The following is a 12,121-nucleotide window of genomic DNA, read 5'->3' on the forward strand; positions in this document are numbered from 1 at the left end:
CAAAGGAGAGGATTTTATGAACCAATCGTATCAACAAGGTGGATATGGTATGCAGGGGCAAACACTCAGTCAGTTTGCTACTCCGTCTCAAACTGTGCAGCGCCATATTCAACAAGATTTAGGCTATTATGGTCAACAAACACAAAGTTACCATCAGCCGATGCCAACTTCCATGGGATATGGAATGGGCCAACAAGGTGGAGCACATTATGGACATTCCACATTCTCTGAGTATGGTACTCCTGCACATGTTGTACAACAGCATATGCAACAGGATTTAGGGCATCAGCCGATGCCAACTTCCATGGGATATGGAATGGGCCAACAAGGTGGAGCACATTATGGACATTCCACATTCTCTGAGTATGGTACTCCTGCACATGTTGTACAACAACATATGCAACAGGACCTAGGTCAACAGAGAATGCCCATGGCACAATCTGGGTCACATGGTTCCATGATGATGGCTGGCGGCTATCAGCAAGGTTACTCTCAACCTGCACTGCATCAGGTTATGCAAGCCGCTCCAGTAGGTTATCAAGGCCAAATGTCGAGTCAACAGGGACCTATCATGAGTTCCAACCTCTACACGCAAGGTCATTATTCTCCTCAACACCCTTATCCTCAAATGAATCACGGACATTCCATGCTATCTGAATATGGCACCTCTCCCCAAGTTGTTCAACAGCATATTCAGCAGGATTTACAGCATGGTATCGGCAACATGACCTCTGAACAAGCTGGTCATCGTGTTGGTCAAGCGGTACAAATGGGCATGTCTATGATGGGTCAACCGTATCGCCCCTATTCCTAAACCTCTTTACGCATAAATCGGTTGTTTTTAGATAAACTCGATTGACTGTATGGCTTTTGGAGAATTGACAATGACACGGCCTTCATCCTACTTGGGTGAAGGCCGTGTATGGAGATAGCATTATGTCAATGTACGATTTATGTTTTGATATTTTCTTGCCGCTTTATATTCCATACTTTGCCTTTCCATTCCACCTGTTTGACAATCATTATCTTCCAAACTGAATGTAGAAACATGATGACTAACAGTAATGATGAAATTGGAAAGAGTGAAGCGCTGATTACGGAAAAAGAACCGGATCGGCGTAATAGGGCAAGCAGAAGAGCCGCTTCTGCAAAGTAGGCAATACTAAAAGCAATAAAATGGGATTTTGTGGGTTGCTGTGAATTTAACCAAATGGGCCAAAAACTGAGTAGACCCATAATCCACAGGACAATTAGAAACGATCGCCATCGATTACCTTCCGCTAAGGCAGAAGCAGCCAGGGTTTTAACCCAGCTTGTCCATAATTCGTTTAGGTTTTTATGGATATTTTGAAAAATCGTGTTTCCTCCAAGTAAATTGATAACTGGGACATAAAAGCTCATTTTTTGGGCAAATCGATACTGTTCCAAAATTTCTGAACGTACGAGCAGATGACTGCCCACATGAAAGTAAACTTCTTTGGGCGTTAAAGAAAACGGTCCAAACCCACCGCTTTGGCGAGGAGGCAACGCTCCTTTACTCATCATTAAGACGGTTGAAGCGTTGGCAAGAAGGGTCAATTGCTCAAAACTCTCCTGATGTTTATGGGAGGGTTGTACGGTATAATAAGCTGCCGTAGGTGGAAGATTGCGCAGCCATTGAAGCAAATGGCCCGGCTCAATATATACATCAGCATCAGCAAACAGCAACCAATCTCCTTTAGCTCGTGTTGCGCCAGAAATAAGCGCCCAAGTTTTACCGTACCAGGCTCGCGGTGAGTGGCGCAAGGAATGAACTTTAGCCCCAGCAGCCATTGCAATAAAAGCAGTTCGATCTGTAGATGAATCATCCACCACAATAATTTCTGCAATTAAATCTGGATCGAGTTCATGAGCACTCATCCACAACGGCAAGTTGGTTCGAAGATTTTCTTCTTCGTTGCGTGCTGGAATAATGACAGAGATACGCATCGGATACTTTTTGCGCAGCATAGGTGCTACATTTGCGCCAATGACAGCAGGAAGCGGCTGGGGATGGCGCGGGATGGGACGAACCATGGTAAAAAGCAAATATATGCCTGCCAGAAAGCTCACAGTAGGCAGAATCAGGTGAACAATCAAATCGCTTACCCCATCTCTTTTATATCTTTGAGGGCATCCTACCATATTCAGGAGAAGAATGATATTGTAAAGCAGTCTTTTCATTCTTGAATCCCAGCTTGGCAGGAGTTTTCAACTTTGCATAGAAAACCATCGATCAGCTGGTTGTAAGAGAGTCTAATGACATCATGAATCATTGAAAAGAGGTGTTCCCACTGTTTTTTTTAGCCGTAGGTGCAATTATGGCTTTCTTGGCTGTGGCATTGGGAGCTTTTGCGGCGCATGGTTTGAGGCAAAAGCGTGATGTGTCCGAATTGCAGGTATTTCAAACTGGGGTCACTTATCAAATGTATCATGCGCTTGCCATCATTGGAGTTTCTTCTTTGCACTTTTGGCAACCACAACTTCTTACACTTTGGGTAGAAGTGTGTTTTTTGGTGGGTATCATTTTATTTTCAGGAAGTCTTTATCTTTTAACGTGGACAAGAGTTAAACGTTGGGGAGCTGTAACACCTGTTGGTGGCATTTTTTTTCTCTTAGGTTGGGCATTGTTGTTTGTCCTAGCTCTTCAACATCTCAACACCTAATCGCGCCTATCGAGGTGAATATCGGCCATGCGCATGAAAGCTGTCTCATCACTTGTACCCGGAGAATTGCTCGCTCAACCTGTATTCGGTAAAAGTGGTCAAATATTACTTCAAAAGCATGTCGAATTAACTTCATCCTATATCAAAAAGCTGGAGAACTATGGGCATACTTATGTATTCATAGAAGATCCAAGAACCGAAGATATTGAAGTGTCAGACGCTTTATCTCAAGAATTGCAAGCTGAAGTTTTAAACAAAATCGAGCGTACTTTCAAGAAAATTCAAAAATCTTTTGAAGATCCAACTTATACACGTGATATTCGATTAGGTGATACTTTTCAAGAATTATTTGGACTATTATTCGATCACGTTCTGAAAAATCAGGTGGTTTTGACGCATCTGACGTCTCTTTATACGAGTGATAATTTTTTATACAGTCATTGCATGAACGTGTCACTCTATGCCGGAGCCATCGCAGTAGGGAATGGATACAGTGAATCGCGAGTCAAAGAACTGGGCGTGGGTGCTATGTTGCATGACATTGGGAAATTAGCCATCGATAAAAGTATTCTGGACAAACCCGGCAGATTGACGGATGAAGAGCGCACGCTGGTAGAGCAACATTGTCAAATTGGCTATGATCTACTGATTCAGCAGCCATCCATTCACTCTCTTTCTGCTCATTGTGCGCTTCAACATCATGAACGCATGAACGGAAAAGGATATCCGCGCCGCTTGAAAGGAATGGAGATACACGAGTTTGGAAGAATTATGGCAGTGGCGGATGTCTATGACGCGCTGACTTCAAATCGTGTTTATCGCAAGGCGTTTTTGCCGCATGAAGCGGTAGAGATGCTTTATGCGGGCTCTGGAGTAGATTTTGATCCTGAATTTATTCGACTTTTTGTTAAACATGTCAATGTCTATCCACCTGGTGTACCTGTTGTTTTAAACGGTATTTTTGAGGGAGTGGTGGTAAGAAACAATCCACAAAATCTATTGCGGCCGGTGGTACGAATTTTGCGAGAATCAGGTCGAGATGTCGAGCCGTATGATATAGATTTATCCGTCTGTCTCCATATGGTGATTAGCAATGTTATCCAATCCACCGTCTCCTGAGTTGGTTGAAGGGAGAGTATCCTTCAATAAGGATGTTTTCCGCAAGAATAGATAGACTCCAGTAAGCAACAATATGCCGCCCATTGCTTCTTGCCAGTGAATCCATTGATTTAACAGCAGCCAAGCAAGTAGTATAGCCCCAAGGGGTTCACCCAAAATGGTCATAGAAACAGCTGAAGCCGGAAGTTTCTTTAAAACCAAATTAAAGAGAGCGTGACCGAGCAGAGTGGGGACAAGGGCGAGTAACAAAAAGAGTATCCAATTATTGAATGAATAGTGGAACCAGGGAGAACGGTGAATCAAAGTATCTAAGGCTAGTAACAGGGCGGCTATAGAAAATACGCTGACATTATAGGTCCAGACGCTGACATTTGTTCGCGCCTTTTGGCCAGCGAGCATGTAAAGAGCAGCAAATATTGTGCCAAGAAATGCATAAATATCTCCCAAAAAGGCGTTTTGGCTCAATTGTAAATCATTGTAACCCACAAGTGACGTTCCGCATAGTGCAATGAAACAAGCGCATTGTTGCCAACGATTTAATCGTTCACCGAAGAGAAAAAAGGCTCCACATGCTACGAGGACGGGCTGTAATGCTACAATAAGCGTGGATGAAGAAACGGAAGTATATTTTAAAGAAAGAATCCAAAAGACAAAATGGAAGCCAAGAAACACACCGGCACATCCGATAGAAACGAGATCGACCCAAGATAATTTGGACCATAGCGTTCTTTCGCGCCAAGCGAAGGGTATGATGAGAAGTGAAGCTATAAGCATTCGATAAAATCCAATTACACTGGCAGGAGCGGTTGACATTTTTATAAAAATGGATGAGAAAGATACCGCAATCACTGCAACAACCAGAAGTGCGCTATACTGAAATCGCTGGTTTGAAAATTTTTTAAGCATTTGTACTACGCTCCTCAGCAAGCGAACTGATGCCAAACAGGGCGTTGCAGAAAAATAGTTCCTGCAATTTCAATGAAATTCATTAAAAGCAACAGATGAAATCGTATGCTGTTGCGGTAAAGAAGGAGTAGCGGGCATGAATTTGGACACCCTTTTAGCACAATTAGGGAACCGTCAGGATCCTGTTACAGGAAGTGTTTCGGCACCTGTTTATCGAGCAACTACATATGCGCATCCAGCGCTCGGGCAAAGTACCGGCTTTGATTATACACGAACAGGCAACCCTACACGCACTATTTTAGAACGCGCTATTGCGGATTTGGAAGGTGGAGCGAGAGGGTTTGCGTTTAGTTCTGGGATGGCTGCTGTTCATGCTGTCATGCAGTTGTTTTCGCCAGGTGACCATTTGATTTTTTCGAATGATTTGTATGGAGGCACATATCGGCTGGTAGAAAAGTTTTTACGTAAAGTAGGGATAGAGGCAAGTTACGTAGATACGAGTAACTTGGAAGAAGTGCAAGCTGCTATACAATCGCAGACACGCGGTCTTTTTGTTGAGACGCCTACCAATCCCACTTTAAAAGTCGCTGATTTACAAGCCTTGGGTGACCTTTGTAAAACTCATCATCTTCTTTATATTGTGGACAACACCTTTATGACGCCCTATTTGCAACGGCCAATGCAATATGGTGCAGATATTGTTGTACACTCCGCCACTAAATTTCTCGGAGGACATAACGATGTACTGGCAGGACTTGTTGTGACGAAAACGGAAGAATTAGGTAATGATCTTTATTTCATACAAAATTCTATCGGATCCACGCTCGGCCCTGACGATTCTTGGTTACTTTTGCGCGGTATGAAAACTTTAGCTCTCCGTATGGAGCGTCATTCTAAAACAGCCTCTGTTCTTGCTCAGTATCTGTCGGGACATCCGTTGATAGCGCGTGTATATTATCCAGGCTTAGAACTTCATCCTGGATACGCTGTACAGAAAAAGCAATCAAGCGATTTTGGCGGCATGCTCTCCTTTGAAGTCATACATGAATCGATGGTGCCTGTTATTTTAAAACAGGTGCGATTGATTACGTTTGCTGAGAGTCTTGGCGGTACGGAAACCCTTATCACTTATCCTGCTGTGCAAACTCACGCGGATATTCCTGAAAAGATACGCGAAGCTTGTGGGGTTACCCAGCGCTTACTTCGTCTCTCCGTAGGCCTGGAAAATGCGGTGGATTTGCAGATGGACTTAGAAAACGCCTTGACGGAAGCTGCTCAAATAACTTCATCTTGACGCGTTTGTGCTGTTTGGCTGGCTACGATTTGAAAGTTGAAAATAAAGGTTCTTGATATCCTATACGTTTAGCCAAAGACCACAAAACTCTTGGTGATAGACCCATTACGGTAAAAAAATCACCTTCCACTTTTTCAATAAACTGTGCACCCATGCCTTGAGCAGCATAGGCGCCCGCTTTGTCGAGAGGTTCACCTGTAGCAATATAACGGACAAAATCTTCTCGCTGAATGTTTGCGAAAGTTACTTTAGCGCAGTCTGTTTCACTGACGAGTAGGTGGTTTTTCAGATCGTAAATAGCAATACATGTCCAGACTAGATGGCTTCGTCCGCTGAGAGCCATCAGTGTCGCCAGAGCTTCGTTGGCATCGCTGGGCTTGCCGATAGCCGTTCCATCGAGATCGACCAAAGTGTCTGCAGTCACTATCCACCAGGGCTGATGATTGGGTGTTGGGATGAGAAAGTGTTCTTCCTGCAGTTGTTGATATACGGCGTGAGCTTTAGCTTCTGCAAGCAGTTTGACTTGTTTTTCTGGTGGGTAATCTTTTGCGAAAGATTCGTCTAAATGGCTAGGACGTATGTGATATGTTTGTCCGAGCATATCCAATATGGCTTGGCGGCGTTGTGAACTAGAACCTAGTAGCCAATGAATCCTGATGCTGTTATTTTTCATCAGTTATCGTGCTCCTTTATAAAGAAATTATCATGATTCTACATTGTTTTGCACACAATGAGACTGCTTGTCGATTTTTAGTCAAGGAGGCCTGTACAATGACGACTCGACGCAAATCCATAGGACGTGGAGATGAAGCAGTAGGTCCTGTTCTCTCTCCAGAAGCCAGCACAGCTATGGCGCGCGGTGAACATCGCGGAGAACATCGACCGCACGGGAATCCTAAATACGGAAAGTACAGTCGAAAATTGGGTGGTTCCTACGGTTCGTCAGTACAGCATAACCTAAACGACTAAGTTAGACAGCAGACGGCTTGGTAGTCCATTTTCGCGCCACTTTAGCGCGGATGGATCTTGCCGTCCCATCTCATACTGGCAATACTACTTTCATAATGAAGATGGACAGGAGGACAGAAAGAAACTATGATTTCCCGTCCATTGATGCTCTATCTAGGCAGTGAGACTTTGTTGAGTCTAGGTATTGGCATGGCACAATATGCGCTACCTTTTTTTTATGCACATCAAGGTTTGACAGACGCTCGTATTGGCGTGTTGTTTTCGATTAATGCGCTTTGTGGAGCTTTTGTTGCTTTACTCTTGGGTGGTGTTGCTGACAGGCTTGGAGCTTCGAAAGTTTGGAAATTAGCAACACTGATTATTGTTCTCGGATATTTGGGCATTGGCCTTGGTAATTTACAATGGGTGTATGCTGTCTGTACAGCTTTGGCGGGAATTGGTGGATCACTTTTGGTCTCGACAGAGAATGTAGTTCTTTCTTCTCTGACGGTTTCATCAGAGAAGGCACATATCTTCAGTCGGTTTGTTGCCATGTACATGTTTTGCATGGGCGCAGGTAACGTACTTGCTGGTTTTCTTTCGCCAATTTTAGGATTTCGTCATGTTCTTTTACTCGGTACAGCGATTGCGCTCATAGCTCCAGTCATTCGATTGTTCGTGAGAGCTCCTGATGCAAAGGCTCATCGCGCTTTTCGCAAACCTTCGCGGAGAATCATTTGGATGAGTGGATTCTCCTTTCTGTTTGGCCTAGCACCTGGTTTACTGTCTCAATTTATGACGCTTGTTTTACATCAGAATTTTGGTGGCTCCCCTGAAGCCATATCGATTGTTTCTGCACTGGCTATGTTTATGGTATCTATAGGTTCTGCAACAGTAGGGCCGTTAATTCGTCGAGTTCGTGAATTTCCTACTCTATCCATGGCTTTTGCTCTTTCAGCGGGGACCACTGCAGCTTCTGCGTGGGTATCGGGATTTTGGTCCTTTTCTGGACTTTATCTTGTCCGTACGGCGGCTAGTTCCATTCCGCAACCAATTGTAGATGCGTCCTTTCTCCGTTTTTTAGCAGAAACCGAGTATGCGCAAATGTTTGGAGTTCGTGTGGCCGGTGCTAATCTTGGCAGTGCTGTTGGAAGTTGGTGGGGAGGCAGCCTATTGTCGCAGCGCATGCTGCAACCGCTTCTTTGGCTGTCAGCTGCCTTTTTCTTTGTAGCTTACGTTTACATTATGTTGCTGTTGCGTAGTATGCGGCACTCTCTCCAGCTGTCCAACCAGTAGAAAAGGCTACTGTAATATTGTATCCGCCTGTGTGGGCGTGTACGTCCATCACTTCTCCAGCAAAATAGAGACCGTTGCAGAGTTTGGAAGCCATAGTTTTGGGGTCAATCTCTTTGACAGAGACCCCTCCTCCAGTTACTGTGGCTTTGCTAAGAGACAACGTACCTTGAATGGGGAGAGTAAAACAATGAATGATTTCCTCGATTTTTTCCAATTCACCATTGGAAATCTCGGCCATGGGCCGATTACCTTGCACTTTGGCACGCTCTAAAACAGCAGTGGCCAGTCTTTCAGGCATCATTTCCGTCAATACATGATGCAAATGCCTGCGAGGCGAACGCTGTCGACGCTGCGCCCAGTTAGCCAGCCCTTCTTCCTTGCTGAACACAGGAGCCAGATTAATAGCAAGGATCAATGAATCTGCAGGATCTTTTCGTTTGGTGACGGATACATAGTGACTGCATCGTAAAGCGGCAGGACCACTGACGCCGAAATGCGTAAAAATCATGTCTCCGTTCTGTACCGTCAAAATTTTTCCGCGTTTATGGAGAAGAGTCAATTCTACATTTTGTAAAGAGAGACCTTGTAAACTGCGATTTTGAATACAAGGAGCGTTAGAGACCAGCGGTACTTCGGTAGGAAAAGGCGCAACAATGGTGTGTCCAGCCTCGATTGCCCACGGATACGCGTCTCCTGTGCTGCCTGTGGCAGGTACACTGCATCCTCCAGTGGCAATGACTACGGCTGGTGATCGTAAAGTTTCTCCGCTTTGCAGTATTACGCCGCAAATTTTGCCTTCTCTCAGATAGAGTTGTTTCACGGGTGTACGTAAGCGAATGTCCACATCTAGCCTGCGTACTTCGTTGACCAGAGCGGCAACAACGGTCAATGCACTATTACTCACTGGAAAAACTCTTCCTCGATCTTCTTCTTTCAGCTCAATCCCGAGATTTTGGAAAAATTGCATGATATGTTGATTATTGAAACGATGCAAAGTGGAATAAAGAAATTTGGCATTTCCAGGGATATTCTCCATTAGCTCCGGTAAGGGCTTGGCGTTTGTTACATTGCATCGACCGCCGCCTGAAATAGCTAGTTTGCGTCCTAATTTTTCTCCCTTCTCAAGCAATAGGGTTCGCGCGCCTTTTTCAGCAGCCGCTACGGCAGCCATTAAGCCTGCAGGACCTCCGCCTATAATAATCACATCAGCATGTTCATTTTTTGTTAGCAAACATTTTCACTCCACCTTGTTCTTATCCAACCATTATTGTATCACGGGAAGAGGTGCGGTCCTATGGCAATGGTTAAAATGCCTAATGTACCCAGACAAGCTGCAAATACTGAGTAGGCGGAGAAGGATTCCAATTGTGATAAGAAAAGAATGGAGAATAAAGTCACCAACAAGGGTTCCGCTCCACTGATAGCCGCCACAGTAGAAATCGGAATATTTTGGCTTGCAGCAAAGAAAAATAAGATGCCAACAGCAGAAAGAAAACCTGCCGTCGCAAAGTAAGCGCCAGTTTGTCGCCAAGGATAGGACGACCAATGGTTTTGCAAGGGTGGGTAGATCAATCTGACCAAAAAATAGACGATTGTGGCTACTGTACAGTCCATCGCGGCTGCGGTTAGACTGGGGAAGTTATGGAGTACAGCTAGTTTGCGTGCACTGTGGCCAATTCCTTGAAATGTTGCTGCAAAGAAAGCAAGGCTCATTCCGGATGTAAAAAAAGACCAGGTCATTCCGCGTAAAGGCTTTATTTTTTGTTCGTGGAAAAGCAGTCCAATGCTTAAACCGATAAGGCCGATCCCGACAAGTTGACCGATATCAGGTTGCTCTCTCAGCCAAAGAAAGGCAATCGCCATTGTGAAGATGGGAGAGAGTGATTTGACAATTATTCCTCGCGTTGCACCGACCGCAGCAATTGCTCGATAGAGAAAATATCTTCCTAAAAATGTACCTAAGATTCCAGAGAGCAAGGAATATAGAAAGGAAGATAGAGGCGCATGTAAAACGGATAAGAGCATTTGCTGATGCGTCAAATAGTTAATCAGCCAAAAACCGTCCAGAAGGAGAGTACTCACGATGAGCACAGGTAATAGACCGGCGTCAGTGATGGCAGTTTCTGACTGACCGCGGCGCAGAACGACATAGGATAACGAATAGCAGAGTGTTGACAAAACTGCAAACATCACTCCTGACACGCGGTATCCTCGCTTTCTCAGGCCTGTAAGCCTCGGATTCACGGGCCTGAAAGCCACGCTTAATTGGATCTGGAACTCCATTCAATTTGCTTGAGTTGAGACCAGTTCACAGTGGATGCAAAACTTGCAGACGACTATCTTCATGTATATGAAGTGAAGGACAACTTTAGACAGACAGAAGAAAGCAGCTATTTGCCGCCTTTAATCATGTTTTGGTCTGGAGACCAAAACATGATAAACTAATTATTAGCTTGCAAAAGGTAACCATTTTGCCATTTGCAAAATCAGGAGGAGATTTTATGAACCCGTTTCGTTTTCAAAATCCAACAGCACTTTACTATGGGAAAGGTCAATTGGAACAGCATCTTGTTGAGGAAATTCGTAAATATGGAAACAAAGTGTTGTTGCTATACGGCGGTGGAAGTATCAAGCGTTTTGGACTGTACGACAAAGTTATCCACCTGCTTAGAGAAGGTAGCATTGAGTGGGTTGAACTCGCTGGTGTCGAACCTAATCCCCGTTTGACAACAGTTCATAAAGGCATCGATCTCTGCAAAACGGAGGGCGTACACCTCATTCTTGCAGTAGGTGGAGGTTCAGTTTTAGACTGCGCTAAAGCGATTGCTATGGGAGTCAAGTTTGATGGTGAAGTGTATGACATCTATCAACGCAAGGCAGTTGCTAAAGATGCCTTACCGATTGGAACCATTCTTACTTTAGCAGCCACCGGATCGGAAATGAATTCTGGTGGAGTTATTACAAATTGGGAAACCAAAGAAAAACTCGGCGGCGGTTCTCCTTATACATTCCCGAAATTTTCATTCTGTGATGCAGAAAATACATTTACAGTACCTCGTGATCAGACAATTTATGGTATCTGTGACATGCTTGCGCATTGTTATGAACACTATTTTCATCCCACGGAAAATGCGCCATTGCAAAGGCGCCTTATAGAGTCTGTAATAAAAACCATTATTGAAAATGCTCGTAAAGTCATTGACGAACCAACTAACTATGAAGCCAGAGAGACGATAATGTACTGCTCGACCATGGCACTAAACGGCATGATTAGCATGGGGATTGAAGGAGATTGGGCTAATCACGCAATGGAACATGAAATCAGTGCCATTTACGATATTCCTCATGGTGGCGGTCTTGCTATATTATTTCCACACTGGATGGATTTTGTTTCTCAGGAAAAACCAGAGCGTTTTGCTGATCTCGCTGTCCATGTTTTCGGAATCAATCCAGCGGGCAAAAGTACATCTCAATTGGCTGCTGAAGGGATTGAAAAGGTTCGAGAATTTTACCGTTCGATTGAAGCGCCACAGAGATTGGCTGATTATCAAATCGGCTCAGAACATCTGGAGCGTATGGCCGAACAGAGTGTGCGTTTTGGAGAAATAGGGAAGTATCGCAAATTGAACAAAAATGATGTATTGAGAATTATGCAAGCTGCGCTATAACGCGCTATAAATTGATATATTAACCCCTGCCCCTGCCTCATTGTTAAATCGGAGGCAGGTTTTTTCTTGTGGGTGACCATGATTGCGACGGTCATAGTAGATAATATAATGTATGGTCGGTAGGACAAGCAGACAACTAGAAGTCTTTGATTTACCCATATGGACGGCATATCTTGGTCTTGTAATGTTCGTCTGGGCTGTTATTC

General features: G+C 44.3%; 12 protein-coding genes. 7 read left to right on the forward strand and 5 right to left on the reverse strand.

Annotation, left to right across the window (positions count from 1 at the left end; genetic code table 11):
- Positions 1 to 16: 16 nt before the first annotated feature.
- Positions 17 to 814, forward strand: a complete 798-nt coding sequence (locus tag ACOJUR_RS05245; RefSeq protein ID WP_072874828.1) for a polyadenylate binding domain-containing protein — start codon at positions 17 to 19, stop codon at positions 812 to 814.
- Between the two features lie 137 nt (positions 815 to 951).
- Here ACOJUR_RS05245 and ACOJUR_RS05250 read toward each other — a convergent pair whose 3' ends face one another.
- On the reverse strand, positions 952 to 2,091 hold the full coding sequence (locus tag ACOJUR_RS05250) for a glycosyltransferase family 2 protein (protein WP_420949451.1): 1,140 nt from the start codon (positions 2,089 to 2,091) through the stop codon (positions 952 to 954).
- Between the two features lie 212 nt (positions 2,092 to 2,303).
- Between ACOJUR_RS05250 and ACOJUR_RS05255 the strand changes: the two genes are divergently transcribed.
- Both ACOJUR_RS05255 and ACOJUR_RS05260 read left to right on the forward strand, forming a co-directional pair.
- Positions 2,304 to 2,684 (forward strand): DUF423 domain-containing protein, encoded by a 381-nt coding sequence (locus ACOJUR_RS05255; RefSeq protein ID WP_420949452.1) that lies wholly within the window; start codon positions 2,304 to 2,306, stop codon positions 2,682 to 2,684.
- A gap of 27 nt (positions 2,685 to 2,711) precedes the next feature.
- Positions 2,712 to 3,803 (forward strand): HD-GYP domain-containing protein, encoded by a 1,092-nt coding sequence (locus tag ACOJUR_RS05260; RefSeq protein ID WP_420949453.1) that lies wholly within the window; start codon positions 2,712 to 2,714, stop codon positions 3,801 to 3,803.
- On the opposite strand, the gene ACOJUR_RS05265 is transcribed toward ACOJUR_RS05260, so the two are convergent.
- Entirely contained in the window at positions 3,747 to 4,709 is a 963-nt protein-coding gene (locus ACOJUR_RS05265; protein WP_420949454.1) for a DMT family transporter, read from the reverse strand. The two genes, ACOJUR_RS05260 and ACOJUR_RS05265, sit on opposite strands and share 57 nt — an antisense overlap.
- 136 nt (positions 4,710 to 4,845) lie before the next feature.
- On the opposite strand from ACOJUR_RS05265, the gene ACOJUR_RS05270 reads away from it, so the two are divergent.
- Positions 4,846 to 6,003 (forward strand): trans-sulfuration enzyme family protein, encoded by a 1,158-nt coding sequence (locus tag ACOJUR_RS05270; protein WP_420949455.1) that lies wholly within the window; start codon positions 4,846 to 4,848, stop codon positions 6,001 to 6,003.
- A gap of 22 nt (positions 6,004 to 6,025) precedes the next feature.
- Here ACOJUR_RS05270 and ACOJUR_RS05275 read toward each other — a convergent pair whose 3' ends face one another.
- On the reverse strand, positions 6,026 to 6,676 hold the full coding sequence (locus ACOJUR_RS05275; protein ID WP_420949456.1) for a Maf family protein: 651 nt from the start codon (positions 6,674 to 6,676) through the stop codon (positions 6,026 to 6,028).
- A gap of 98 nt (positions 6,677 to 6,774) precedes the next feature.
- Here ACOJUR_RS05275 and ACOJUR_RS05280 point away from each other — a divergent pair, with 98 nt between their 5' ends.
- Both ACOJUR_RS05280 and ACOJUR_RS05285 read left to right on the forward strand, forming a co-directional pair.
- Positions 6,775 to 6,972, forward strand: a complete 198-nt coding sequence (locus ACOJUR_RS05280; protein WP_072874823.1) for a hypothetical protein — start codon at positions 6,775 to 6,777, stop codon at positions 6,970 to 6,972.
- Positions 6,973 to 7,098: 126 nt separating this feature from the next.
- Entirely contained in the window at positions 7,099 to 8,247 is a 1,149-nt protein-coding gene (locus ACOJUR_RS05285; protein ID WP_203114582.1) for an MFS transporter, read from the forward strand.
- On the opposite strand, the gene ACOJUR_RS05290 is transcribed toward ACOJUR_RS05285, so the two are convergent.
- Together ACOJUR_RS05290 and ACOJUR_RS05295 are read right to left on the reverse strand one after the other, a co-directional pair.
- A complete protein-coding gene (locus ACOJUR_RS05290; protein WP_420949457.1) occupies positions 8,195 to 9,478 on the reverse strand; it encodes a BaiN/RdsA family NAD(P)/FAD-dependent oxidoreductase in 1,284 nt (427 codons plus the stop codon). The genes ACOJUR_RS05285 and ACOJUR_RS05290 overlap by 53 nt on opposite strands.
- Before the next feature lie 41 nt (positions 9,479 to 9,519).
- Positions 9,520 to 10,449, reverse strand: coding sequence for a DMT family transporter (locus ACOJUR_RS05295; protein ID WP_420949458.1), 930 nt, complete (start codon positions 10,447 to 10,449; stop codon positions 9,520 to 9,522).
- A 299-nt stretch (positions 10,450 to 10,748) separates the two neighbouring features.
- Here ACOJUR_RS05295 and ACOJUR_RS05300 point away from each other — a divergent pair, with 299 nt between their 5' ends.
- Positions 10,749 to 11,915 (forward strand): iron-containing alcohol dehydrogenase, encoded by a 1,167-nt coding sequence (locus ACOJUR_RS05300; protein ID WP_420949459.1) that lies wholly within the window; start codon positions 10,749 to 10,751, stop codon positions 11,913 to 11,915.
- Positions 11,916 to 12,121: the final 206 nt, after the last annotated feature.

Source organism: Alicyclobacillus tolerans, assembly GCF_048984885.1.
GTDB lineage: Bacteria > Bacillota > Bacilli > Alicyclobacillales > Alicyclobacillaceae > Alicyclobacillus_I > Alicyclobacillus_I tolerans.